This window comes from Caproicibacter fermentans (assembly GCF_009746625.1).
GTDB classification, from domain to species: Bacteria; Bacillota; Clostridia; order Oscillospirales; family Acutalibacteraceae; genus Caproicibacter; species Caproicibacter fermentans.
On record NZ_VWXL01000052.1, the window covers coordinates 102,364 to 125,922 of the forward strand.

Annotated in this window: 25 protein-coding genes and 1 tRNA gene; 19 read left to right on the forward strand and 7 right to left on the reverse strand. The window is 57.2% G+C overall.

Translation table 11 applies throughout. The features are described 5' to 3' along the window. Positions 1–255: 255 nt before the first annotated feature. Positions 256–1,008 (forward strand): DUF975 family protein, encoded by a 753-nt coding sequence (locus CAFE_RS08300; protein ID WP_233452753.1) that lies wholly within the window; start codon positions 256–258, stop codon positions 1,006–1,008. A gap of 159 nt (positions 1,009–1,167) precedes the next feature. Further along, on the forward strand, positions 1,168–1,623 hold the full coding sequence (locus CAFE_RS08305) for a hypothetical protein (RefSeq protein WP_066645563.1): 456 nt from the start codon (positions 1,168–1,170) through the stop codon (positions 1,621–1,623). Between the two features lie 76 nt (positions 1,624–1,699). Here the strand turns inward: CAFE_RS08305 and CAFE_RS08310 are convergent, their stop codons facing one another. After that, entirely contained in the window at positions 1,700–2,821 is a 1,122-nt protein-coding gene (locus CAFE_RS08310) for an MGDG synthase family glycosyltransferase (RefSeq protein ID WP_066645859.1), read from the reverse strand. A 199-nt stretch (positions 2,822–3,020) separates the two neighbouring features. Here CAFE_RS08310 and CAFE_RS08315 point away from each other — a divergent pair, with 199 nt between their 5' ends. From CAFE_RS08315 to CAFE_RS08350, 8 genes are all read left to right on the forward strand, one after another. Then, entirely contained in the window at positions 3,021–4,658 is a 1,638-nt protein-coding gene (locus tag CAFE_RS08315; RefSeq protein WP_066645564.1) for a VanW family protein, read from the forward strand. Beyond that, entirely contained in the window at positions 4,655–4,843 is a 189-nt protein-coding gene (locus CAFE_RS08320; RefSeq protein ID WP_066645565.1) for a hypothetical protein, read from the forward strand. The genes CAFE_RS08315 and CAFE_RS08320 overlap by 4 nt, the downstream gene beginning before the upstream one ends. Continuing rightward, positions 4,836–5,816 carry a glycosyltransferase gene (locus CAFE_RS08325; protein WP_066645567.1) on the forward strand — a complete coding sequence of 327 codons (981 nt, stop codon included), beginning with the start codon at positions 4,836–4,838 and terminating at the stop codon, positions 5,814–5,816. Before CAFE_RS08320 ends, CAFE_RS08325 begins: the two co-directional genes overlap by 8 nt. A gap of 34 nt (positions 5,817–5,850) precedes the next feature. Beyond that, entirely contained in the window at positions 5,851–6,978 is a 1,128-nt protein-coding gene (locus CAFE_RS08330; protein WP_066645568.1) for a lysylphosphatidylglycerol synthase transmembrane domain-containing protein, read from the forward strand. After that, a complete protein-coding gene (locus CAFE_RS08335; RefSeq protein ID WP_066645570.1) occupies positions 6,971–8,872 on the forward strand; it encodes an NAD(+) synthase in 1,902 nt (633 codons plus the stop codon). The genes CAFE_RS08330 and CAFE_RS08335 overlap by 8 nt, the downstream gene beginning before the upstream one ends. Positions 8,873–9,214: 342 nt before the next feature. Next, positions 9,215–10,645, forward strand: coding sequence for an alanine/glycine:cation symporter family protein (locus CAFE_RS08340; RefSeq protein ID WP_066645860.1), 1,431 nt, complete (start codon positions 9,215–9,217; stop codon positions 10,643–10,645). 99 nt (positions 10,646–10,744) lie between these two features. After that, a complete protein-coding gene (locus tag CAFE_RS08345; RefSeq protein ID WP_066645572.1) occupies positions 10,745–11,413 on the forward strand; it encodes an HAD family hydrolase in 669 nt (222 codons plus the stop codon). Positions 11,414–11,519: 106 nt separating this feature from the next. After that, entirely contained in the window at positions 11,520–12,095 is a 576-nt protein-coding gene (locus CAFE_RS08350) for a class I SAM-dependent methyltransferase (RefSeq protein ID WP_156990336.1), read from the forward strand. 55 nt (positions 12,096–12,150) lie between these two features. On the opposite strand, the gene CAFE_RS08355 is transcribed toward CAFE_RS08350, so the two are convergent. The 4 genes from CAFE_RS08355 to CAFE_RS08370 all read right to left on the reverse strand — a co-directional run bounded on the left by CAFE_RS08355 (position 12,151) and on the right by CAFE_RS08370 (position 14,316). Continuing rightward, positions 12,151–12,648 carry an HD domain-containing protein gene (locus CAFE_RS08355; RefSeq protein WP_066645575.1) on the reverse strand — a complete coding sequence of 166 codons (498 nt, stop codon included), beginning with the start codon at positions 12,646–12,648 and terminating at the stop codon, positions 12,151–12,153. 30 nt (positions 12,649–12,678) lie between these two features. Further along, positions 12,679–13,341, reverse strand: coding sequence for a potassium channel family protein (locus CAFE_RS08360; RefSeq protein ID WP_066645576.1), 663 nt, complete (start codon positions 13,339–13,341; stop codon positions 12,679–12,681). Between the two features lie 17 nt (positions 13,342–13,358). Beyond that, positions 13,359–13,985 (reverse strand): potassium channel family protein, encoded by a 627-nt coding sequence (locus CAFE_RS08365; RefSeq protein ID WP_330593900.1) that lies wholly within the window; start codon positions 13,983–13,985, stop codon positions 13,359–13,361. A gap of 254 nt (positions 13,986–14,239) precedes the next feature. Beyond that, a tRNA-Arg gene (locus CAFE_RS08370) sits at positions 14,240–14,316 on the reverse strand. Between the two features lie 146 nt (positions 14,317–14,462). Here CAFE_RS08370 and CAFE_RS08375 point away from each other — a divergent pair. Both CAFE_RS08375 and CAFE_RS08380 read left to right on the forward strand, forming a co-directional pair. Next, positions 14,463–15,392: a dipeptidase gene (locus CAFE_RS08375; RefSeq protein WP_066645861.1), complete on the forward strand. Its 930-nt coding sequence runs from the start codon at positions 14,463–14,465 to the stop codon at positions 15,390–15,392. 28 nt (positions 15,393–15,420) lie between these two features. Then, on the forward strand, positions 15,421–15,729 hold the full coding sequence (locus tag CAFE_RS08380) for an MGMT family protein (RefSeq protein ID WP_156990337.1): 309 nt from the start codon (positions 15,421–15,423) through the stop codon (positions 15,727–15,729). Positions 15,730–15,851: 122 nt separating this feature from the next. On the opposite strand, the gene CAFE_RS08385 is transcribed toward CAFE_RS08380, so the two are convergent. Together CAFE_RS08385 and pta are read right to left on the reverse strand one after the other, a co-directional pair. Continuing rightward, entirely contained in the window at positions 15,852–16,253 is a 402-nt protein-coding gene (locus CAFE_RS08385; RefSeq protein ID WP_156990338.1) for a C-GCAxxG-C-C family (seleno)protein, read from the reverse strand. A 91-nt stretch (positions 16,254–16,344) separates the two neighbouring features. After that, the gene (pta, locus tag CAFE_RS08390) at positions 16,345–17,349 is read right to left on the reverse strand and encodes a phosphate acetyltransferase (protein ID WP_156990339.1); all 1,005 of its coding nucleotides are present in this window, start codon (positions 17,347–17,349) and stop codon (positions 16,345–16,347) included. Between the two features lie 223 nt (positions 17,350–17,572). Between pta and CAFE_RS08395 the strand changes: the two genes are divergently transcribed. From CAFE_RS08395 to CAFE_RS08425, 7 genes are all read left to right on the forward strand, one after another. Next, the gene (locus tag CAFE_RS08395) at positions 17,573–18,160 is read left to right on the forward strand and encodes a hypothetical protein (RefSeq protein ID WP_156990340.1); all 588 of its coding nucleotides are present in this window, start codon (positions 17,573–17,575) and stop codon (positions 18,158–18,160) included. Positions 18,161–18,332: 172 nt separating this feature from the next. Then, positions 18,333–19,025, forward strand: coding sequence for an iron-sulfur cluster assembly scaffold protein (locus tag CAFE_RS08400; RefSeq protein WP_066645591.1), 693 nt, complete (start codon positions 18,333–18,335; stop codon positions 19,023–19,025). 23 nt (positions 19,026–19,048) lie between these two features. Beyond that, a complete protein-coding gene (locus CAFE_RS08405) occupies positions 19,049–20,059 on the forward strand; it encodes a GGGtGRT protein (RefSeq protein WP_066645593.1) in 1,011 nt (336 codons plus the stop codon). A gap of 118 nt (positions 20,060–20,177) precedes the next feature. Further along, positions 20,178–20,876 carry a GNAT family N-acetyltransferase gene (locus CAFE_RS08410; RefSeq protein WP_066645595.1) on the forward strand — a complete coding sequence of 233 codons (699 nt, stop codon included), beginning with the start codon at positions 20,178–20,180 and terminating at the stop codon, positions 20,874–20,876. A gap of 146 nt (positions 20,877–21,022) precedes the next feature. Continuing rightward, positions 21,023–21,928: a GDSL-type esterase/lipase family protein gene (locus CAFE_RS08415; RefSeq protein ID WP_156990341.1), complete on the forward strand. Its 906-nt coding sequence runs from the start codon at positions 21,023–21,025 to the stop codon at positions 21,926–21,928. A 16-nt stretch (positions 21,929–21,944) separates the two neighbouring features. Further along, complete coding sequence (locus CAFE_RS08420) at positions 21,945–22,409, forward strand: DUF4358 domain-containing protein (RefSeq protein WP_066645597.1); 465 nt, start codon at positions 21,945–21,947, stop codon at positions 22,407–22,409. Positions 22,410–22,783: 374 nt separating this feature from the next. Then, positions 22,784–23,479, forward strand: a complete 696-nt coding sequence (locus CAFE_RS08425; RefSeq protein ID WP_166525097.1) for a GntR family transcriptional regulator — start codon at positions 22,784–22,786, stop codon at positions 23,477–23,479. Positions 23,480–23,559 lie beyond the last annotated feature (80 nt).

Here is a 23,559-nt window from a genome sequence, read left to right on the forward strand (position 1 = left end):
ATCACTCCCTTAATCCTATCAAAATCGAAAATTGATCGGTTCATTTTTAAAAACAGACAACTCTATTATAACTTGTAGGTTGCAGGATGTCAACCTCAGGGAATTGAAATTGTAAATATATGGAAAATGAAATGGATTTTTCTCCGGTCTCATGAATTGCATCCCCCGCGGATTTGCGGTAGAATAATAAAAGCGCGGATGACCGGCCGGCTGTTCGCATATACTGAATAGGCAGTATGGGTTTTATCGGATGGAATGGGATTTTTGGAGGGATTCGGCATGTGGGACCGGTCAATACTAAAATCAAACGCGAAAGTCGCCCTGCGCGGAAGGTACTGGACCGCTTTTCTGGTTACTTTTCTTTTTTTGCTTTTAACCGGAGGCTTTCAGCTTGCGGACCCGGGATTCTGGCGCGGGTTCGGAATTTTTCCGTGGTTTTCCGCCGAAACGCGCGCGAAGGGCAGCTTCATATGGAGCTTCCATTTCGGGTGGCTTGGAATATTGTACGCGATTTTTGTCGTGCAGCCCCTCGTTATCGGAGTTTCCCGCTACTTTGTCCGCAATCATTTCGAGTCCGCCGAGGTGGAAACCGCGTTCAGCGGGTTCCGATGGAATTACATGAACGGCGTGAGCGCCATGTTTCTCACGGAGCTTATTATTTGTCTCTGGACTTTGCTTCTGATCATTCCGGGAATTGTAAAGGGATTGGAGTACAGCATGGTTCCGTTTCTTCTTTCCGACAACCCGTCCCTGCCCGGCGAGCGCGCGCGGCAAATCAGCCGCGAAATGACGGACGGCCAAAAGGGCGCGATCTTTGTTTTTGACCTGTCTTTTCTGGGATGGTTTCTGCTGGGGGCGCTCTGCTTTGGCGTCGGCATGCTGTTTGTTCTGCCGTATTACAGCGCGGCGCAGGCGGAGCTTTATTTATTCCTGCGCGACCGGGCGCTTCGAATGGGGTTTGTCCGGCCGGAAGAGCTCTGTCTGGGCCGCTCCGGTCCGCAGTCCTGATTCCGGCTTTGCCCGCTTTTGTAGAATTCCCTGATTTACCCGGATTCATGCCGGAATTTAAAAAACGAAAAGAAAAATGAGAAAGCGACCCCTGACTTCCTAAATATTCCAGCTCTTCTGCCGATATATATTCTATCAAGAAGCAAAGCAGGGTGTTTTATGGCGGTAGAAGGAATTGCGGCGGCTTCGGCAGTCTCTCAGACGGCGGATTCCGGGCAGAGCACGGAACAGGACCGGATTTCGGAGCTGGTCCGGCTCGAGCAGGATGTCCAGAAGCTCAAAACGGATTACAAAGACAAGGCGAATAAAAACGGGATGTCTCAGACCGAAGTCACCAGTAAAATCAGGAAATATGAAAAGCTGATTGCGAAAATCGAACAGGAGATTCGCCGGATCAAACGGCAGGAATCCTCACGCCCGGCCGGACTGAAAAAGAAAGACGGAAAAGACGGCGCGAAGCGAAGCGACAGCACGGTGCTTTCCATGGCCGCGCTGAAAGCGTCTTACCGCATGCTGATTCCGGTCTCCGGCCTGACGGCGGTACAGGAGGTTTCGGAAGAGAGTAAGGCGGACCTGAGCACGCAGGCCGGCGGGACTCTGGACGAGCTGGTTTAGAAAAAACGCAAAAAAATCCCCCCGCGCGGAGTTTTCGGAAACCGCGCGGGGGGATTTTTTGCTGCCATGGAATTTTTTATCGGGATTTTTCGTACAACTCCTGGATCAGCCGGAGGATGTTTTCGGCGGAACGGGATTTGTCGAAGCCCTTGCAGGAGGAGCGCATTTCGCTCAGCTTTCGGTTGTCCGCAAGCAGAGAGCGGATGGTCTCTCCGCAGTCCTGGCCGTTTTCCAGCTTGACGGCCATGTTATGGGTCAGAAGGAAGTTGGCGTTGTCCTCTTCCTGGCCGGGGATGGCGTCGAAAACGGCCAGCGGAATTCCGCAGGCGAGCGCCTCCGAAACGGTCAGCCCGCCGGGCTTTGTAATCAAAAGGTCCGCGGCGTGCATATAATTTTCAACCTCGTTTGTGAAAAACACCAGTTTGGTCGGCTTGGGGCTGTCCGGAATCAGCTTGGCGATTTCCTCGTAAAGGCGCTCGTTGCGCCCGGTGATGACGATCATCTGAAAGTTCTGCTCCAGCCGCACGATCTGCCGGTAGATTTTCAAAATGTTGGTCACGCCGAAGCTGCCCGCCATAATCAGGATGGTGGGAAGGTACGGGTCCAGCCCGATCTTTTTCAGAAAAGCGGGCCGGTCGCCCGCCGTGAAGAAGACGTTTTCAACCGGAATCCCGAACGGGTAAATTTTTTCTTTCGGGACGCCCATCGCTTCCATTTCAGAGATCATGTCGCCGTTCGCGACCACATAGGCGTCCACATGGTCGGCAACCCACGCGCGGTGCGGGCCGTAATCGGTCATCAGGCAGATCAGCGGGGCCGTGACGGCGCCCGCCCATTTCAGGTGAGAGATCATTTCGGTCGCGAACGGGTGGGTGGAAATAATCACATCCGGTCTTTCCCGCTCCAGAAGCGGCACCAGCTTCAGGCTGAACGCCCCGCTGAACCGGGAGACCAGAGTGGAAAGAAGGCTCTCTTCGTTTGTTTTGCGGTAAAGCTGGCCGAATACCTTCGGCGTTTTTGTCGCAAGAAAATGATATCCGTCGCAGACAGTTTTGTTCAGAACGCTGCTGATGCTTTTCAGCGCGTCGACCACAACCACTTCGCTGCCGGCGGAGTTCTTTGAAATATAGGCCTGTATGGCGCGGGAGGCGCGGATATGCCCGCCGCCGGTTGCCGCGGTTAGAATTAAGAGTTTCACGTAAACACCCCTGAATTTGATCATTTGCGGAGCTTTCGCCGGTTATACCAAAATTATTATATCATATATTTGGAAAAGATACCATGCCCCGGCGGCGCGAAAGCGCAAGCCAAAATGGTAACAGGACTGTGACTTTACGCGGGGCGGAGCAGGGGATATAATGGAGTCGCGGCCGCATGGCCGAACAGGGGGTACGTGCATGATTGCTGAAAACAAGGCCCTGCAGCCTCAGGCCGTGGGAAAACCCGGAAGGAAAACCAAAGCTGCCGTTGCCGGCGCGCTGGTTTTGCTGATTGTCGCGGGCGCGGTGCTGGGACGCAGTCTCTATTTAGGATATCAACATTCCAGGGAGGTATCCGCCGCGATCGACACCGACGCGTTCTATTCCGGAATTGTCGTTCAGGGCGTCGAACTGGGCGGGAAAAGCATGAGCGAGGCGCAAGCGGCCGTGGAAGCGGCCCTGTCCGGCGCGCAGAGCCCGGTGGAGCTGCGGATTGCCGGCGCAGGCAAAACCTGGCGGATTACGAATAAGAATCTGAAGTTTCAATATAATACGAATGATGTTCTGAAAGAGGCCTACGCCTGGGCGCGCAGCGGGGACCGGGAAGAGCGCTACCGGCAGGTGCAAAGCCTGAAGACCTCGCCGAAAACCTATACGGTGACGGGCAAAGTGGAGGAATCGTCCCTCGAGTCCGCGTTGAACGCCGTCGCCGACGAAGTGGATACCGCCGCGCAGAACCCGCGTGTGACCGCTTTCAACACGGAGACAAAGCAGTTTTCGTTTGCAAACGGGAAAAACGGCGTTTCGGTCGACCGGGAAAAACTGCTCGCGGGGGCAAAATCCGTGCTGGAATCCGGCGGGGTGGGAACGGTTTCGCTTTCAACCGGGGAAGTCCCGTTTAAAGGCACGCTTGACGACTTGAAAGCCCACATGAAATTGCTGGGAACTTTCAGCACGGTCAGTAAAAACAACGCGAACGGAACCTATAATATGACGAGAGCGCTCCTTTCCGCAAACGGAGTCTGTGTGGAACCGGGGGCGACGTTCTCCTTTTTCGGCACCGCGGGAGAGTGCGGCCAGGCGCAGGGTTACAAGCAGGCCGGCGCGATCTTAAACGGAAAGCTGGTTCAGGAATACGGCGGCGGCATCTGCCAGGCCTCCACCACCGTTTACGGCGCCGCGGTACGCGCCGGAATGAAAATCACCGAGCGGTACAATCACTCCATCCCGTCCAGCTACTGCCCGATCGGGCAGGACGCGACCGTCAGCTACCCGGGTCTGGATTTTAAATTTACCAATCCGGCCGATTACCCCGTGTACCTGGTCACGTCCGTGAAAAACCGCGTGCTGACGGCGGCCGTCTACGGCTATCATCCGGACGGATACGACTCGGTCGACGTCGTTTCGCAGGTGACCGATACCATTTCCGCCCCGACGCAGGCGCAGTATATTCTGGACCCGTCGCTGAATAAGGGCGTAATCAAGATGACCTCCAAGGCGCGCGCCGGATATAAGGTGAAGGCGCAGAGAATTTTTCGCAGGAACGGGACGTCGGTAAAAACCGAAGACCTGCCGTCCTCTTATTACCGGCCGCAGCCGGCCTATTATGCCTACGGCAAAGGGACCGACCTGACCCGCGAATCCGCGGCGCGGGGCGCTTCCTCGCAGCCGGCGGAATCCTCCAAACCCGCGTCCTCCCCGTCGCCCGCGGCGAAGGTTTCCTCCGCTCCGCCCGCTTCTTCCGCGCCGGCCGCCTCTTCGCCGGTTTCCGAAGATTCCGCCGCGGGCGCGGCGGCGAACGACGATGTTACCGCGCAGGGGGAACCCGCGGCGTGAAACGGCGGAGAGACGCCGCGCCGCGCGAAAAACAACTTGACTTTTATGCCGCAATCTGCAAAAATGGTGATGACGGCAGGCTTGACTTTTTGAAGAGCCGGATGTGCCGTTTTTTAGACTTCACAACAAGCGGAACCGCGCCTGCGGAAAACGCTGTCTTGGAAAGGAAGAACCGATTTGACTGAGACGCATACGCCGGTAATCAGTGTTGTGATACCTGTTTACAATGTTGAAAAATACGTGGGAAAATGCCTTCTGTCTCTGGAGGAGCAGACCTTTGGGGATTTTGAAATTATCGCCGTCAACGACGGCTCCACGGACGGCTCCCTCGAGATTCTGCGCCATTTTGAAGAAAAATATGACAATATTACGATCATTGACCAGAAAAACGAGGGAATGTCCCAGGCAAGAAACGCCGGAATGGCCCTCGCGCGGGGGGAATACCTGACCTTTGTCGACAGCGACGACTATGTCGCGCCGACTTTTCTGGAGGAACTGCATGACGCGTGCGTGAATTACGGCGCGGATATTTCCTGCTGTTATTATTATTACCATTTTATCGACAGTGATTTTCTGTTTGAATATCCCTTTCGCTGCAAGGGCGTCTTTAACCGCACGCAGGCCATGAATAAGCTATTGCGCGACGTGCAGATTCAAAGCCTGGTGTGGAACAAGCTGTACCGCCGCAGCCTGTTTACGGATTACGGCATCACCTTTCCCACCATGTGCTTCGAGGACATGGCCACCGCAAACAAGGTGTTTGCCCACGCGGACCGGGTCGTCGTTCTGGACCGGCCCCTTTATTACTACAATCAGCACTCCATGAGCACGCTCGCGACCATGAACGCGAATAAGATCAACGACTTTATCCGCGCGATCGCAATGGTCCGGATTTCCCTTGAAAAAAACGGACTGTTTGAAAAATATAAAAAAAGTTATCTTGCGCTGACCAGAAAAACCTGCAACTGCTGTTATTTATATGTATTAAAAATGCATGGCGAGAAAAAATGTATGCGTGGGTGTATGACGAACATGCGGCAGATTTCCAAAGCGATGCGGGTCTATTCCGCGGATAAGATCAGTTCCAAGGCACTGTGCGAATTTTCGGAAGTGGTTGCCTCGCCGGAAAAGCTGGAGGAAAACTACTCGGTTCGATAGTCTGCGGCGGGAACGTAAACGAGGTGAGCGACGGGTGCCGTCGGAACGGTTGGTGGAAGAAAATACAAAACGGCGAAAGATCTTTCAGGCGGCGCTGTTTGCGCTGACGCTGGGGATGCTGGTCTATTTCTGCGTTTCCGGAAACAACCTTGCCGTTTTGATTCAAAGTCTGCCGAACATCAGCCTTTTCTGGATGCTCTGCGCCGCTGCGAGCGTTTTCCTGAACTGGATGATGGACAGCCTGATCATTCACACCCTGATTTTTCATACCAGCGGCGGCCGGTACGGATTCGGCAGCGCGTTTCGGGTTACGATGGTGGGGCAGTACTTTAACTCTATCACGCCCTACGCGCTGGCGGGCCAGCCCATGCAGTTTCTCGCGCTGACCGGGCAGGGAATTTCCACCGGGGTCGCCGTTTCGACGCTGGTCAAAAAATTTCTGGCGTACCAGACCTCCCTTACCGTGTATTCCCTGCTGGTCATTCTGGTGAAATACAAGTTTTTTCAGAGCAGGATTCAGGGCTTTATGGCGCTGGCGTTCGTCGGATTTCTGTATCAGGCCGCCCTGGTCGTCGCGCTGGTTCTGTTTTCCTACAGTCCGGGGTTCACCACAAAACTCATCCGCGGCGCCGTGTGGGTCCTGACCCGGGTTCACCTGGTGAAAAAGCCGCGGGAAACGGGAGAAAAGGTGAAGGGCCAGCTGGAGTTTTTTCTGGAAAACAACCGTGCCCTTCAGGGAAAGCGTTCGCTCGGCGTTAAAATATACGGCTTTACGGTCATTCAGCTGACGGCGCTTTTTCTGGTGCCTTTTTTTATTTATAAGGCCTTTCACAACCCCGGCGCTCCCGTCGTCGATATGATTTCGGCGCAGAGCTTCGTCACCATGATTTCCGGCTACACCCCGCTGCCCGGCGCGGCGGGTGCGGCCGAGGGGAGCTTTCTCGTGATTTTCCAGATGTTTTTCGCGCCGGGGATCATTCAGCAGGCGATGCTCTTGTGGCGCCTGCTTGCCTATTATTCCTGCATTGTGGTCGGGGCGTTTTTCGCGGTTCCGGAGCGCAGGCGGGCCGGCATGAAATCCGCGCGCGCGGCGAACGCGGCGGAGCCGCCGGTTCGCGAAGCCGGGCAGGCGGCAAACAGCGGAGGAATCAAACATGAATGACGGTTTTTTAAAAATTGCGGCGGCCACTCCGGAAATCCGGGTGGCCGACTGCCGGTATAATCTTGAGTCGGTCTGGTCTCTGATGCAGGAATGCGAAAAGCGCGGCGTCGCCGCGGCCGCGTTTCCGGAGCTCTGCCTGACGGGCTACACCTGCGGCGACCTGTTCCGCGACCGGACGCTGATTTCCGGCGCGGAATCGGCCCTTGCCGAGCTGCTGGCCCGGTCGCAGAGGCTCAATCTGCTCACGCTGGTCGGACTTCCGGCCGCGGTCGGCGCGGATCTTTACAACTGCGCGGCGGTCTTCTGCCGCGGCGAGCTTCTGGGGCTGGTGCCGAAAACGAACCTGCCGAACTACACCGAATTTTACGAAGCGAGGTATTTTACGCCCGGCCCGGATTATCGGCAGGCAACCCTCTGCGGGCGGGAGGTTCCGCTCGGGCGGGATCTTGTGTTCCGCTGCGGCAGCGTGCCCGGCTTTTCGGTCGGCGCCGAAATCTGCGAGGACCTGTGGGTCCCCTGCCCGCCGTCGGTGCATTTGGCGCAGAGCGGCGCGACGGTGATTTTCAATCTTTCCGCAAGCGATGAAATCATCGGCAAAGCCTCTTACCGCCGCGACCTGGTGCGGATGCAGTCCGGGCACCTGGTCTGCGCTTACTGCTACGCGGACGCGGGCGAGGGCGAATCCTCGACCGATCTGATCTACGCCGGGCACAGCGTCATTGCCGAAAACGGGACGGTGCTTGCGGAATCGGAACAGTTCACGACCGGCCTGACCACGGCGGACGTGGATTTGGAGCGCCTTTCTCAGGAACGCCTGCGCATGACGACCTGGCGCAACGAGGGAGCCGCCCATGAAATCGAATTTTCCATTGAAATGCCGGAATTTAAGCTGGAGCGGAAATTCCCCGCGACGCCGTTTGTTCCGGACGACGTTCGCGACCTTGCGGAACGCTGCGAAATGATCCTGAACCTGCAGGCCGCCGGGCTGAAGACCAGGCTCAGGCACACCGGCTCCAAGTGCGCCGTGATCGGCGTTTCCGGCGGGCTGGACTCCACCCTTGCCCTGCTGGTCGTCGCGCGGGCGTTCGATTTGCTGGGCATGGACCATAAGGGAATTCTGGCCGTGACGATGCCGGGCTTCGGCACCACCGGCCGAACCCGCGGTAACGCGCAGAAGCTGGCGGAGTTTTTAAACGCGCGGTTTCTGGAGGTGCCGATCGGCGACTCGGTTTCAAGGCACTTTCAGGACATCGGGCACGACCCGGAAAACCGGGACGTCACCTATGAAAATGCGCAGGCGCGCGAGCGCACGCAGGTTCTGATGGACCTTGCCAACCAGCACGGGGGGCTGGTGATCGGCACGGGCGATTTGTCGGAGCTGGCGCTCGGCTGGGCAACCTACAACGGGGACATCATGTCGATGTACGGGGTGAACTGTTCGATTCCGAAGACGCTGGTGCGGCACCTGGTGCACCACGCGGCGGTGACCGGCCCGGAGGAGCTTCGCGCTTTGCTGGAGGACGTTCTCGATACTCCCGTCAGCCCGGAGCTGCTTCCGCCGGAGGAAAACGGGGAAATCGCCCAGAAGACGGAGCACATCGTCGGCCCGTACGAGCTGCACGATTTCTTCCTGTACTACATGATGCGCTTCGGTTTCACGCCGGGAAAAATTTACCGCATGGCGCTTTCCGCGTTTGAGGGGCGGTATGACGGAGCAACGGTGAAAAAGTGGCTGGGCGAATTTTACCGCCGCTTTTTCACGAACCAGTTTAAGCGTTCCGCCCTGCCGGACGGGCCGAAGGTCGGCTCTGTTTCGCTGTCTCAGCGCGGCGACTGGCGCATGCCGAGCGACGCCTCCGCGGCGCTTTGGAGCAAGGAAATCGAGAGGCTCTGAGCCTTTCTTTCCGGGGAGACGAAACCGTCTGTGCTTTCCTTTGTTCCGCGGCCGCTTCGGTTTTTAACGCCGAAAATCACTTGACAAACTAAATTCCGCTTGGTATACTTAATTAAGTTTAGTTCCAAAGGCGGAATGACAACTCTTTGGAGCAATGCCTTTTTGGAGGAACAATCAGAGGAATCCGATGAAATATTCGGGTTCCTTTTTCTTTTCCTGCGCGGAATGGAAATGGTTCGCCGGGGGAACGAAAGCGGTGAGGCCGGCGCGGTTTTGCCGGGGAAAGACGGAGCGCCCGGGGCGGCTCCGGACGCAAATCAGCCGGAAAAGGAGTCTGATGAAATGGAAAACGTAAATGCCTGGATTGAAAAAATTGACGGATGGGTCTGGGGGCTGCCGCTGATCGCGATGATCCTGATCCTTGGGATTCTGCTGACGGTGCGGCTGCGCGCCGTTCAGATCCGGGAGATGCCGAACGCGTTCCGCTTCATGCGCAGCAGCGGGGACGGGGCCGCGGGGGAAGTGAGCAGCTTTGCGGCGCTCTGCACAGCCCTTTCCGCGACCGTGGGCACCGGCAATATTGTCGGCGTTGCGACGGCCATCAGCGTCGGGGGGCCGGGCGCGCTGTTCTGGATGATTCTGACCGCGTGCTTCGGCATGGCGACAAAGTATTCGGAGGCGACGCTCGCCGTCAAGTACCGCGATGTGGATGAGGACGGGCATGTTCTGGGCGGGACCTTCTACTACATCGAGCGCGGCATGCGGGAGCGGTTCCACATCAGCTTTCGCTGGCTTGCGAAGCTGTTCGCGTTTTTCGGCGCGGCAGCCGGCCTGCTCGGCATCGGCACCATGACGCAGATCAACGGCATCACCAGTGCGGTGCAGGATTTCGCCGATCCGCAGCAGGCGCACACCATTACGATTTTCGGAATGAAATACACCTGTGCGCTCGTGATTACCGCCGTGGTCGTCACAGCGCTGACCGCTCTGGTCATCGTGGGCGGGATCCGGCGCATCTCCAGCGTGGCGCAGGTCGTGGTGCCGTTTATGTTCGTGGTTTATGTGGCCTGCGGGATTTACCTGCTGATCTATAACGCGGGCCGTCTGCCCGAGGCGTTCGGAGCGATTTTCTCCGGCGCGTTCCGCGGCACGGCGGCGGTCGGCGGCTTTGCGGGCGCGGCGGTTTCGGCTGCGATCCAGAAGGGGATTTCCCGCGGAATCTTCTCCAACGAGGCGGGCCTCGGCAGCGCGCCGATTGCGGCGGCCGCCGGGCAGGTGGACTGGGCCGCTCAGCAGGGCCTGGTTTCCATGCTCGGGACCTTTTTCGACACCATCATTATCTGCAACATCACGGGCCTTTGCATCATCGCTTCGGACGCGTGGAAGGTTCCGGGGCTGGAGGGCGTCCAGATTACCGCAGACGCGTTTCGGAAAGGGTTCTTCTTCGCGCCGCGCGTCGGCGAGTTCATCATCATGGCCTGCCTGGTCCTGTTTGCCTTTACGACCATCCTCGGCTGGAATTACTACGGCTCCCGCTGCGTTGAGTATCTTTGCAACAAAAACATGGGCGCGGTCAAGGTTTACGGCTGGCTGTGGGTCCTCGCCGTTCTGGCCGGCCCGTTCCTGACGGTCAGCGCCGTGTGGAACATCGCGGATATCCTGAACGGCCTGATGGCGTTCCCCAACCTGATCGCCCTGTTTTGCCTGAGCGGCGTGGTCGCGCGCGAAACGGACAAATTCCTCGACCACATGAGAAAGCATCCGGTGAAATGACCGCGGATTGACTCTTCCTTCGGGGCATGTTAAAATGAGAACAGATCGGCGCCGGAGGGAAAGCCCCCGGCGCTTTTGCGTGGGAAAAGGAGAACGGAAATGGAAAAATATACCGCGGCGGTTTTTGACCTGGACGGAACGCTGCTCGATTCGCTGACCGTGTGGAGCCGGGTGGACCGGGACTTTCTGCGGTGCAGGGGCCTTGAGATACCGCCGGATTATACCGAAACGGTATCCGCGATGAGCTTTACCGAGGCGGCGCGCTATACCATCGGCAGGTTCGCCCTGCCGGAAGCGCCGGAGGAGCTCATCCGCGAATGGAACGGCATGGTCGCGCGGGAATACGCGCATCATATCGCGCTGAAGCCCGGCGCGCGGGAATGCCTGCGCTTTCTGGGGGAACGCGGGGTCAGGCTCGGCGTGGCGACCGCGCTGCCGGAAGAGCTGTACGGTCCGGCGCTGAAGCATAATGGAATCCACGCCCTCTTCGGCGCGTTTGCCTCCGTGACGGAAACCGCCCGGGGAAAGGGATTCCCGGACGTTTACCTGCTGTGCGCCGAACGGCTCGGCGTTACGCCCGGTTCCTGCGCGGTTTTTGAGGACGTGCTGCCCGGCCTGATCGGGGCGAAGGCGGCGGGGATGGCCGCGGTCGGCGTGTACGATGAAAATTCCAATCTCTGCGAAAAGGACGCGCTTTCCGTCGGCGACGGATATGTCCGCAGCCTGATGGAGCTGGTGGAAGAAAAATTTTATCGGAAGTTCTTCTGAGTCTATTTACTTTGCCGATAAAATTGATTATAATACGAAATTAATTCCCGCAATCCAACGAAGGATCTGCGGGAAACCCATTTTTACAGGGAAGCCGGTGTCATGGATGGATGAAAAAAGAACGGCGGCACGGACCGGCCCGCGGTCGGCGGAGCGGGTGCGGATCGCCGGGCTGCTGCTGCAGAGGACCGGCCCGCTCGAATTCCGGTCGGTTCTCGACGTCGGGTGCCGGCGCGGAGAGCTTTTGGAGCTGCTTCTTGCGGAACATCCCGGAATCCGCGCCTGCGGGATCGATCTGTCGGAGCGGCGGATCAAAGCGGCGGCGGAGCGGCTTGGCGGACGCGCGCAGGTAACGGTCGGCGACGCGGAAAACCTGCCGTATCCGGACGCGTCGTTCGACCTGCTGATTTGCGGCAACCCGATCCGCCGATGCCAAACCCCCGCGCGGGCGGTCAACCAGTTTTACCGGGTGCTGAGAAAGGACGGAACGCTGATCCTGTTCGGATACGGGAGGACGCCGGCCGGACTGACCCTTGCGCGGGTGGTCGCGCGCTACGGAGGGGAATCCGGCGGAACGTGCTCCGCAAAAGAAATCCGTGCTATTTTGGAGCGTTCGGCGTTCCGGAACGTCGAATGGGAATCCCCGATTAAGAACGTGTACCTCGCGGCGGGTAAAAAGTAACGGCCGAACGGAAAAAACGGCGCGCGGTTGATTCCGCGCGCCGTTGGTCCGGTGCTTATTCCGAGAAAAACATACTCTTAAGATATCCTTTGCCGGTCTCCGTTTTAAAAACCCGTTCCAAAGCCGACCGGGCCGCCTCCCGCGTGCAGCCGTCCTCATACAGGTTGACGAGGAAGTCCGCTTCCACCAGAATCTGATAATCGATTCCGTCGATTCCGTCATAGGTATGGTGATGCCCGATCAGGTAGCAGACCCGGTCCGTAAATTCAGTCGGCAGGTCGAACGGTTTTAGAAGCTCCCGCGCCGCCGGAGGACCTTCCAGTTCCTGATAGCGGCCCGCGGAGGAGCCGTATTTCCGCTCGCTCTCATGGATGCCGATGTCGTGAAGCACCGCCGCGGCCTCCAAAATCTTGCGCTGCGCCGGAGAGAGGCGTTCTTCCCCGCCGATGGCCTTGGAAAACGCATAAACCTTCAGCGCGTGATGGATTCGTCTGGGGTCGCCCGCGTTGTAGCGGATCATTTCCGAAATCAAGCGCGAAACGGAGTATTCCATGAGATGACCTCCCGTTTAATCCAAGCCGGCTTACTTTCTGGCGCCCAGGGTCTTCAGCAGAGTTCTTTCGCTGCTGCCGTCGCAGACCGCGACGATTTCATCGTTCGGAAGAAAGGAAGTCAGGCCGTTCGGGATAATCAGCGTTTCGTTGCGCACGATGGAAATGATCAGCGAGCCGTTCGGCAGGGTCAGGTCGCGCAGCGTGACGCCTTTGAGCGCCGTGTCTTCCGGCAGCTTGAGCGCGCTGATGGACGCCCGCCCTTTGTTCAGCGTGGCCAGCAGGTGCATCTGGGCGCTGTCGACTTCCTGCTCAATCATATTGGTGATGATCTCCGTGCTGCTCACGGCGATATCCGGGCCGAGCTTGCGCAGCGCGTCCAGGTTGCGGGGGTCGTTGTTCCTTGCGATCACCTTTTTGATTTTAAATTCCTTTTTTGCAAGCTGAGAAGCGACAAGGTTGTCCTGGTCGCTTCCGGTTACGGCGATAAAGCAGTCCGCGCTTTTCGCGCCGGCTTCTTCCAGCGCGTCCAGCTCGGTGCCGTCGCCGAAAATTACCTCGGCGTCAAGGTCGTTGGCGAGGCGGGTGCATTTCACCTTGTCCTTTTCAATCAGTTTGACGGTGTATTTCCGTTCCAGCATGTTGCGCGCAATCTGGTTGCCCAGTTTGCCGCCGCCGACAATGATGATCTTCATCAGAAATCCTCCTTCGGTCAGTCGATCACGGACGCAAGGACGACCCGGTCGCCCTCTTCCAGAACCGGATTTTCATTGCCGCCCCGGCACAGAGTCATCTGACCGTCGGAGGCAATGACCCCGAAGATCACTTCGCCGTCGTCTTTGGGGACTTCGGAAAGCCGGATGCCGTCGTGCGCATAATCAACCTCTTTAATGTGGAACGTTGCGGTGGAGGTTCCGAGCGTCACGGTTTTCGATTCCCACGGAAGCGTCAGCGCGGTCGAGATGGCGTCCCCCGCCAGCTTGGTCGGGCAGACCGTTTTCAGGCCGAAGCTCTTGAACACATTTTCGCGCAGGGGGTCCGAAATGCGGGCCACCACGTTGTCGATCCCGAAAAATTCCCGCGCCATCTGTGAAACCGTGATATTCAGGTTGTCGTCCGGCGTAACGACCGCCATGGCGTCGCAGCCTTCCACGCCGGCGTTGCGCAGAGCCTTGATGTCCATCGGCATCCCGACGATGGTGATGCCGCTGAAATCTTTTTTCAGATTGTGAAAAGAGTCCGGGTCGGCGTCCACAACGGTCACGTCGTGCCCCTGTTCGTCCAGAATTCCGGCAAGCCTTGAACCGAGGCGCCCACAGCCGATGACAAGTACGTTCACTGATGCTCTCCCCCTGTATTTATGAATGCTTTATCAAAATCCCCGCCGCAAAAGTATCGCGTGAAACGCTGAGCCGTCCGGGGAAAGGAAAAATCACCGGGAATATGACCGCAGGCGGGTTATAAAAACCCGCCTGCCTTTTTCAATTAGTCCGCCCGGAGGGATTCACCGGCGGAAAGACCGCCGCCGCGCCGCTCTTCGCGAAAGAAGTGCCGCGGGCACTTCTATCCCACGCGGGATCGGGAAAAAACTGTTGGCCCGCCCGGAGGGATTCGAACCCCCGGCCTTCAGAATCGGAATCTGCTGCGATATCCAGCTTCGCCACGGGCGGATAACTACTGTATTATAACACAGTTGCGGCAAAAGTCAAATGCCAAAAAAGAGAAAAGACGCCGCGAATTCAACTTTTCTCATTTTCCCATTCGGAATTCGTATTATAATGGAAGAACGGTTATGAAAACAGAAAGGAAGCGCCGTATGAAGTATTTTGACCTGCACTGCGACACCGCGACGGAGTGCTATGAGAAAAAGCTGGGTCTGTCGGAAAACGGGCTGCACATCGATTTGAAAAGGACAAAGCGGTTTGACCTGTGGGCGCAGGTGTTCGCGGTCTTTATCCGCGACGGGCTGCGGGGAGAAGCCGCCTTTCACTATTTTCAGGCGGTGGTCAAAAACCTGAAGGAAATGCTGGCCGAAGAAAAAGAAAACGGAGCGCCCGTGCTCTGCCGGGACGGGCGGGAGCTGGAACGGGCGCGGTCCGGCGGGCGGAACATGGCGCTGCTTTCCATCGAGGGGGCTGCCGCCCTTGGCGGGGAGCTTTCCAATCTTGCGAAAACGCGGGAGGAGGGCGTGCGGATGATCACGCTCACCTGGAACGGGCCGAACGAGCTGGGGGACGGCTGTATGACCCCGTCTGCGGAGGGGCTTTCCCGGTTCGGAAAAGAGGTCGTGCGGGAAATGGCAGAGCTCGGCATGGCGGTCGACGTTTCCCATCTGTCGGAAAAAGGTTTCTGGGACGTCGCGCGGCTTGTCAAGGGCCCGTTTGTCGCGACACATTCCGACTCAAAGCACGTCACGGACCACCCGCGGAACCTGACGGACGACCAGTTCCGCGAAATCGCGGGGCGCGGCGGCGTGGTCGGGCTGAACCTGTTTTCGAAGTTCACCGGCGGCAGCGGCACGGTCGAGGACCTGCTGCGGCACGCGGAGCATTTCCTGAATCTTGGCGGTGAAAAGACGGTCGCCGTAGGGGCGGACCTGGACGGGTGCCGTCTTGAGGCCGAAGTCCGGGGCATCGGGGACATGGGCCTGCTTTACGACGCGATGCGCGCGAGCTTCGGGGAAAAGCTTGCGGACGACATCTTTTTCAACAACGCGTACCGGTTCTTTACGCAGAACCTCAAATGATTCCGGCAAAGACGTGAAAGGAGAAAAAATGGATTCCCGAACGTTTTATCAGCGCGTTTACCGGATTGTATCGGAAATTCCGGCGGGCAGCGTGATGACCTATGGGCAGATCGCTTTTTACGCGGGGAAGCCGCGCGCGGCGCGTTTTGTCGGGCGTGCGATGCGCCTTGCGCCGCCGGGCCTGCCCTGCCATCGGGTCGTGGGGAAAAACGGCGCGCTCGCGCCAGCGGAGGCGTTCGGAGGGCCGGGGGCCCAGCGGGCCCTGCTGGAACGCGAGGGAATCGCTTTTCTGCCCGGAGGACGCGTCAACATGAAAAAGCACTGGTTGCAGGGGTAGAGCGGGAAAGAAAGGAATTAAAAATGAATCAGGGGAAGCTTTACAGAAAGATTGCAAAACTGGACGGCGCGGAAATTTTCTATTTGGACACGGACGCAAAGAAACCGGCGCCAAAACGCTTTTTAAGCGTTTTTCTCTTTCAGGAATTCTTCAAACGCATCCGCCGCGAGCAGGACGGTGTCAAGACAGCGGGTATCTTCTTTCTTGTACTTTTTCGTCAGCTCGCAGCACTCCGTGTCCCCCAGCTTTTCGGTGAATTTTTCCACCAGGGCGGCGCAGCGCTCTTTAAATTCCGGCGTAGCGTGGGCGCGTTCCTCAATCGTCATTTCGCCGAGGGCGGCGACGCAGGCGCAGAGCGCGCCGCATGCCTTTCCGCAGCCCATTCCGCCGCCGAAACCGCCGATCAGCTTGAACGATTCTTCCGAAAGGTTCAAACGGTATTCGTCGTCGATCGCGTGCAGCGCCGTTTCCGCGCAGTTGTTGTCTTTTAAAAGGTAATAGTCCCTTACCCGGTCTCTCAGCATGGAATCATCCTCTTTCTGTTGAAGAAATGCCCGCCCGAAGATTTTCGGACAGGCATATCCAGTGGAATTCGGTTTTCATTGCGGAAAAGGGTTACTTGCACTGCGCCTGGACGGCGGTGATGGCGACCACGCCGACGATGTCCTCGGCCTTGCAGCCGCGGGACAGGTCGTTGACCGGCTTGGCGATGCCCTGCAGGATCGGGCCGTAGGCTTCCGCTTTCGCGAGGCGCTCCACCAGCTTGTAGCCGATGTTGCCGACGTTCAGGTCCGGGAAGATGAGCACGTTCGCATGGCCCGCGACCTTGCTGCCCGGAGCCTTGGAGGCCGCGACGGCCGGGACCAGGGCGGCGTCCGCCTGCAGCTCGCCGTCCAGCAGAAGATCCGGCGCTTTTTCCTTCGCCAGCTTCGTCGCCTCGACGACCTTGTCGACCAGCGCGTCCTTGCCGCTGCCCTTGGTGGAGAAGGAAAGCATGGCGACCTTCGGCTCCGCGCCGACCAGGGACCGGAAGGTTTTGGCGGAAGCGATGGCGATTTCGGAAAGCTCGTCCGCGCTCGGGTTGATGTTCAGGCCGCTGTCCGCGAAGATGAACGTGCCGTTCTCGCCGTATTCGCAGTTCGGAACGTTGATGAGGAAGAACGCGGAGACCATTTTCGCGTCCGGAGCGGTGCGGATGATCTGCAGCGCCGGGCGGAGCGTGTTCGCGGTGGAGTGGCACGCGCCGGAAACCATGCCGTCCGCGACGCCCTTTTTCACCAGCATGACGCCGAAATAGGTTGCGTCCTTCATGGTTTCGGAGGCTTTTTCCGGGGTCATGCCCTTGGCCTTGCGCATTTCATAAAAGGTGTTGGAGTAATCGTCGTGCAGATCGGTGTTTTCCGGGTCGATGATTTTTATACCGGAAAGGTCGGCTCCGTCCGCCGCCTTCCTGATCTCCTCTTCTTTGCCGAGCAGAATCACGTTCGCGATTTTGCGTTTGACTACTTCGGCGGCAGCCGTGACGACGCGCGGATCGGTACCCTCCGGAAGGACGATCGTCTTTTTGTCGGCGATTGCCTTTTCAATCATCTGATCGATAAAATTCATTGCTTTAGACATCCTCTCTTTGTATCTGAATCGTAATTGGACGTTTGACGTTTTCGCCTGTGCCGGGCAGGATTCTTTGGTTATTATACCTCTTTCCAACCGGAAAAAAAAGAAAAGTTAACATTTTAACAGGAAGAAGAACTGTTCCAGACACCTTTTAATTGTCAAGCAAGCATACATAACACAGATCGTTCAGAAGCTCGTCAAAGAAATGACCGAGATGGATGTGTGATTTATGAAATCTAAAATAGAAGAAATCAAAGAAAAGCTGAAAATTGCGGCGGACAGGAAAGACCTGGTGGAATGGTACACGCGCAGCGAGGATTCCTTTTGCGCCGGCATTGTCGAAGCACTGGATCAGGAAGGAACCATCCTGAAGGAACTGGACGGCCAGGGCCGGTGGTGCGGCTATTGCTTTTTTAGACTGGGGGCGATCCGGAATGTTGAAACGGCTACGGATTACCTGAAAAAATTAAAATGTTATCTCGGCTATTGGGAAGACCTGGGATTATTCCAAAGCGGCGCTTCAAAACGGGAACCGTCGTTTGATTCCGGACGGAACACGCTGATCGACTTACTGACGGGACAATGCCAGGAAAAACATATTATTACCGTGGGGTACTATGAAGAGGAGAATTTGGATACCGGATATGTCTTGGCATTGACGGACCGGCTGCTTTCGCTGAAAACAGTCGATGTTTCCAGCGGCGGCTTTCTGGAAGTCATAAGAAAACCGCTTGAAGACATTTCGATGATCGAATTCGACAGCATTGATAATATCCTGCTGGAATTTGCGAACCGAAAGCTCTTTTCGAATAAATAATTTCCATTGTGCCCCGCGGCCGCCCGCGGGGCTTTTTCGCCTAAAACTTCAGGGAATGGAAATAAAAATTGATTCGGATTTTATATTGATAAAAGATATACAATCAACTATAATGAAAAGCATGTGTAAGGGAAGGTTTTCAGGGGGAAACAAAACCGAAAGGAGCACCGATATGAATTATTCCGCAGAAGTGGAAAAGATGTGTGTGGTAACAAAGGGGCCGAAGCACGGGCCCGCGCCCATCCCGGAAGAGGGAAAATGGGTCAAGGCCTATGAGATTAAAGACCTGTCCGGCCTGACGCACGGCGTGGGCTGGTGCGCGCCGCAGCAGGGCGCCTGCAAGCTGACGCTGAATGTAAAGAACGGCATTGTGCAGGAGGCGCTGGTCGAAACCCTCGGCTGCTCCGGCATGACGCATTCCGCGGCGATGGCCGCGGAAATCCTGCCGGGCAAGACTTTGCTGGAATGCCTGAACACGGACCTTGTTTGCGACGCGATCAACGTCGCGATGCGCGAGCTGTTCAAGCAGCTGGCCTACGGCCGCAGCCAGACGGCGTTTTCCGAGGACGGCCTGCCTGTCGGCGCCGGCCTCGAAGACCTGGGCAAGGGCCTGCGCTCGCAGATCGGCACCATGTACGGCACCGTGCCGAAGGGCGTTCGCTACCTCGAAATGACGGAGGGCTATGTGACGAAGCTCGCGCTGGATGAAAACAGCGAAGTGATCGGCTACCAGTTTGTCCGCCTTGGCAAAATGATGGAAGACATCCGCCACGGAGTCAGCCCGGACGAAGCCTACAAGAAAAATATCGGCCAGTACGGACGCTTCGACGGCGCGGCGAAATATATCGACCCGCGCGAAGAATGAGACCAGTGAGGAGGACAAACGAAATGGCTAACGATGTAAAATTCGAAAATAAAGAAAGAAGAATGGCCAAAATCGAAAAGTGTCTTGCCGAGTATGGCCTGGGAAGTCTTGAGGAAGCGCGCGATCTCTGCCTTTCCAAAGGGGTGGACGTCGAAAAAATCGTCAAGGGCGTTCAGCCGATCGCGTTTGACAACGCGGTCTGGGCCTACACCGTCGGCTGCGCCATCGGTTTGAAGACCGGCGTCGCGAACGCCGCGGAGGCCGCCGAAAAAATCGGCGCGGGCCTGGAATCCTTCACCGTGCCGGGCTCCGTCGCGGAACAGCGTAAGGTCGGCCTCGGCCACGGAAATCTGGGCGCGATGCTTCTGCGCGACGAGACAAAATGCTTCTGCTTCCTCGCGGGCCACGAATCCTTCGCGGCGGCGGAAGGCGCGATCGGAATCGCCCGCTCCGCGAACTCCGCCCGCAAGGAGCCGCTCCGCGTCATTCTGAACGGCCTTGGCAAAGACGCGGCGTACATCATTTCCCGCATCAACGGTTTTACTTATGTCAAAACGGACTTTAATTATTTCGCGGATGAGCTGAAGGTTGTCGAGACCCGCCCGTTCTCGGACGGCGAGCGCGCGAAGGTAAAGTGCTACGGCGCGAACGACGTGCGCGAGGGCGTCGCGATCATGCAGGCGGAGGGCGTGGACGTTTCCATCACCGGCAACTCCACCAACCCGGTCCGCTTCCAGCATCTTGTCGCGGGCACCTACAAGAAATGGGCGATTGAAAACGGCAAGAAATATTTTTCGGTCGCTTCCGGCGGCGGTACCGGCCGCACCCTGCACCCGGACAACATGGGAGCGGGCCCCGCTTCCTACGGCCTGACCGATTCGATGGGCAGAATGCACGGCGACGCCCAGTTCGCCGGCTCCTCCTCCGTGCCGGCGCACGTGGAGATGATGGGCCTGATCGGCATGGGCAACAACCCGATGGTCGGCGCGACGGTCGCCTGCGCGGTCGCCGTCTACAAGGCGCTGGCGGACTGAGAAAAAGCATACGGCCGGTCAATTCGGCTGGTTTGGTCCGGGCCGCTGCCATACGGCCCGGCGGGAGCATGACGGGGCGTCATGCTCCTTTTTCATATCGGAAAGACGAGGGAGTCTCATGGAACAGGCACTGGCATATTTGGAACAGGACCCGGTTCTGCACACGGACATGCTGGAAGGCGTCCGCCGAGGCAGCGCCCGCGTTCTGCAGGCGGAGGAAAACGGCGTGCTGCTGTACGACACGGGCAGCGGCGCGTACCTGCTCAGCGCAAAAAGCGAGGAAGCGGCCCGGCGCCTGCTTTCGGCGGCAGAGCGCGCGGAGCTGGTCGTGGCGCACCGGAAGTACGGGATGGAATACGCCGAAAAAAAATTCGGCCTGCGTGCCCGGCTGCAGGTCTGCAACGCGGTTTATTTTGGAGAAAGCCCGCTGCCCGCGGACGAAAATCCGGCCCAAATCAGGGTGTTGGACGAAACCTTTCTGCCGTTTGTCAAAGAGCATTACCAAAGCATTGACGACGAAGCCTATCTGCGGGAGCGGCTGCGCTCCGGCGAGACGTTCGGCGCTTTTGTGCGGGGCGAGCCCGCCGGGTTCATCGGAAGGCACGACGACGGCGCGATGGGGATGCTGGAGGTTCTGCCCGCATACCGCCGAAAGGGAATCGCAAGGCAGCTGGAAACGTTCCAGGCCAACCGGCTGCTGCGGGAAGGCCGGGTTCCGTACGCGCAGATCAAAGCCGGAAACGCGGTGTCCGCTGCGCTTCACCGCGGGCTTGGGTTCCGTTTTTCAGAGTATTCCATTTGCTGGCTGATGCGGTAATGGGACAGAATGTTTACAAAAAGGTAATGGGAATAACAGTTTTGTCATTCCCGGATTTTCCTCTTTTACGAACGGGTTCGTTGGAGTATAATAAGAAAAGAAAGCGACCGTCAACGCATTGAGCCAGGAAAGGAACCGTTTCGCGTATGCAGCCTATCTGTGAAAAAGTGGTGCGCCGAAAAAAAAGACGCAGGGGGCTTTTTCTGTGGAGGACTGCCGTTTGTCTGTGCCTTTTATTTCTGCTGGTCGCGGTGGCCAAGGGCACGACCGCGGTGGTGGCGGATCTTTCGGGCTCCCGGCCGGCTTTTTCTTCACAGAGTGATTCTTCCGCGCGGCCGGCTTCTGCGGCACGGCAGACCGCGGCTGCCGAATCTTTCGCACCGGGCGCGTCTTCGCGGGCCCCGGTTTCTTCCCGGGCGCCCGCCGCCGACTCGTCGTCTCCGGAGAACGCGCCTTCTCCGGAGTCCGGGCCGCCCGGCAGGCAGGCGGCGCGGGGCTGGTTTTCCGACGCGCTGTTCATCGGGGACAGCCGGACGGAAGGGCTGAGAAACTACGGCGGTTTATCCGGCGCGACCTATTATGCCCTAAAGGGGCTGATGGTCAACACGGTATACACCCGGCGCGAAATTATGGAGAACGGGTCGAAAAAGACCGTGATGGAGGCTCAGGCGGAGCATCCGTTCGGCAAAATCTATGTGATGCTCGGCGTGAACGAGCTGGGCTGGTCCAGCATGCAGTCGTTTGTGGACGATTATTCCAAAATGGTGAAAGACCTGAAAAAGGACCATCCGAAGGCGGAAATTTATCTTCAGGCGATTTTTCCGGTTTCCGCGCAAAAATCGGCTGAAAGCTCCATTTATAAAAACAGCAAAATCGTCTCCTACAATCAGGCGATTCAAAAAATTGCAAAAGATCAGAAGGTCAGCTATCTGGATACGGCGCGGGCGGTTTCGGAAAACGGCGTTTTGCCGGAGGATGCCTCGACGGACGGGGTTCATCTGAATTCCGAATACTGCGCCAAATGGTGCGATTATCTGAAAGCAAACGAGTGAATACGGGGGAGCGGGAATGAAAAAGGGGATTCTTTGCGCGGCGGCGGTGCTGCTGCTTTTGCTGCCGGGCTGCTCCGGCGGGGGGGCCGCTCAAACGGCGGATGTTCGGAAAATTGCGGACGGTCTGATCAAAACCGTGAAGTTTCAGGACCAGATGTCCGAAATCAATCAGGATACGGCGATTCAAATCTACGGAATCGACTCCGGCGACGTCGTGAAGGCCGCCGTGTACGAAAGCACCGGCGCGACCGCGGAAGAGGTCGCCGCGTTTGAGGCAAAGGACGATCAGGCCGCCGGCCGGGTGAAAGAAAAAGCGGAAGAGCGGATCACTACGCAAAGGGCGGGTTTTCAGGATTACCAGCCCGCCGAAATGGCAAAGCTGCAGGACCCGGTTCTTGTGCAAAAAGGGAACTGCGTGGTGCTGTGCGTTTCAAACGACAACGAAACCGCGAAAAAAACCATAGACGGGTTCCTGTCCTGACAGTCGGGGACCAAAAGCCCGGAAGAGGCGGCCTTGGCCGCTTTTTCCGGGCTTTGTCCGGCCTTTTTTAGGTATTGACAAAAAAGACAAAATGAGGTAGTTTATAGGAGAAGGATGTATTCTTCATACATGATTCGGGATGAACCCGATTCTTTGGCAAATCAGGCGGCCAAGACTGCAAAACGATAGCTGAAGCTATTCGAAAAGATGCTGGAAGGCTCTTGTTTTGGGGGCTTTCTTTTTTATTTGCAAAAACGGAAACCGGCCCCCAAGGTTCGTACCGTAAAGGCTCGAAGCAACAGAGAATGAAAATAGAGTTTTAGTTTCGCCGCGCGGAGTCTTATTTAAATTAGTCGTTTATGGGGATGAAAGCATTGTTCGGAAACCGCAACAATTTAGTGACAACCATGCAGGATCAGGTTTACCAGATCCTGAAAAGCGAGATATGCGACGGAACCTATTCGCCCGGCCAGTGGCTGCAGGAAAAGGAACTGGCGGAGCATCTGCACGTCAGCCGTTCGCCGATTCGCGACGCTCTGCGCAAGCTGTCGAACGACGGCCTGGTGGACACAATTCCCAACAAGGGCACCTTTGTGCGGGTGTTCACCGCGAAGGACATCGACGAAGTATTTGAATTCCGGGTTCTGCTTGAGTCGCAGGCCATCCGCAAATCGCCCCGGTTTCTGACGCCGGAGAGGAAGAAAGCCATTGCCGGGTGTCTCGAAAATCTGAAAAAAACCTATCAAAGCAACGATCTGAAAAATTATATCGAGCAGGATACCGCGCTGCACTCGCTGATTATCAGTCTGGGCGGCAACAGCCTGATCGAATCGACCTATGACAAGATACACTCCATCATTCAGCCCTTTCGCATTTATTCGCTGGTCAGCCGCCAGAGGTTTGACGAATCCATTGTGGAGCATGAAGGAATCGTTAGTAATATTCTTGCCGGAGACGTTGAAAAGGCGGAGGAGATCAACCGAAGTCATTTAGCCCTGGCAAAGGGAAAGGTGATCGAATATATCACCAGCAAGGAATACCTGTCGAAATGTATCCGGACCGATTCGTAAGGAATCTGTAAAATAAATTTAGCCCGCCAAGTATACGGTGTGTTGTATACTTGACGGGCTAAAAATATATTCTGAGAAGA

What these genes read in the sequence shown, in the direction of transcription:
- CAFE_RS08410 (WP_066645595.1), top strand. Translation starts at nt 20,178, where the DNA reads ATGGAACAGGCACTGGCATATTTGGAACAGGACCCGGTTCTGCACACG.
- CAFE_RS08340 (WP_066645860.1), top strand. Translation starts at nt 9,215, where the DNA reads ATGGAAAACGTAAATGCCTGGATTGAAAAAATTGACGGATGGGTCTGG.
- CAFE_RS08360 (WP_066645576.1), bottom strand. Translation starts at nt 13,341, where the DNA reads ATGAAGATCATCATTGTCGGCGGCGGCAAACTGGGCAACCAGATTGCG.
- CAFE_RS08415 (WP_156990341.1), top strand. Translation starts at nt 21,023, where the DNA reads ATGCAGCCTATCTGTGAAAAAGTGGTGCGCCGAAAAAAAAGACGCAGG.
- CAFE_RS08345 (WP_066645572.1), top strand. Translation starts at nt 10,745, where the DNA reads ATGGAAAAATATACCGCGGCGGTTTTTGACCTGGACGGAACGCTGCTC.
- pta (WP_156990339.1), bottom strand. Translation starts at nt 17,349, where the DNA reads ATGTCTAAAGCAATGAATTTTATCGATCAGATGATTGAAAAGGCAATC.
- CAFE_RS08420 (WP_066645597.1), top strand. Translation starts at nt 21,945, where the DNA reads ATGAAAAAGGGGATTCTTTGCGCGGCGGCGGTGCTGCTGCTTTTGCTG.
- CAFE_RS08355 (WP_066645575.1), bottom strand. Translation starts at nt 12,648, where the DNA reads ATGGAATACTCCGTTTCGCGCTTGATTTCGGAAATGATCCGCTACAAC.
- CAFE_RS08315 (WP_066645564.1), top strand. Translation starts at nt 3,021, where the DNA reads ATGATTGCTGAAAACAAGGCCCTGCAGCCTCAGGCCGTGGGAAAACCC.
- CAFE_RS08305 (WP_066645563.1), top strand. Translation starts at nt 1,168, where the DNA reads ATGGCGGTAGAAGGAATTGCGGCGGCTTCGGCAGTCTCTCAGACGGCG.
- CAFE_RS08385 (WP_156990338.1), bottom strand. Translation starts at nt 16,253, where the DNA reads ATGCTGAGAGACCGGGTAAGGGACTATTACCTTTTAAAAGACAACAAC.
- CAFE_RS08380 (WP_156990337.1), top strand. Translation starts at nt 15,421, where the DNA reads ATGGATTCCCGAACGTTTTATCAGCGCGTTTACCGGATTGTATCGGAA.
- CAFE_RS08400 (WP_066645591.1), top strand. Translation starts at nt 18,333, where the DNA reads ATGAATTATTCCGCAGAAGTGGAAAAGATGTGTGTGGTAACAAAGGGG.
- CAFE_RS08335 (WP_066645570.1), top strand. Translation starts at nt 6,971, where the DNA reads ATGAATGACGGTTTTTTAAAAATTGCGGCGGCCACTCCGGAAATCCGG.
- CAFE_RS08350 (WP_156990336.1), top strand. Translation starts at nt 11,520, where the DNA reads ATGGATGAAAAAAGAACGGCGGCACGGACCGGCCCGCGGTCGGCGGAG.
- CAFE_RS08395 (WP_156990340.1), top strand. Translation starts at nt 17,573, where the DNA reads ATGAAATCTAAAATAGAAGAAATCAAAGAAAAGCTGAAAATTGCGGCG.
- CAFE_RS08405 (WP_066645593.1), top strand. Translation starts at nt 19,049, where the DNA reads ATGGCTAACGATGTAAAATTCGAAAATAAAGAAAGAAGAATGGCCAAA.
- CAFE_RS08300 (WP_233452753.1), top strand. Translation starts at nt 256, where the DNA reads ATGGGATTTTTGGAGGGATTCGGCATGTGGGACCGGTCAATACTAAAA.
- CAFE_RS08375 (WP_066645861.1), top strand. Translation starts at nt 14,463, where the DNA reads ATGAAGTATTTTGACCTGCACTGCGACACCGCGACGGAGTGCTATGAG.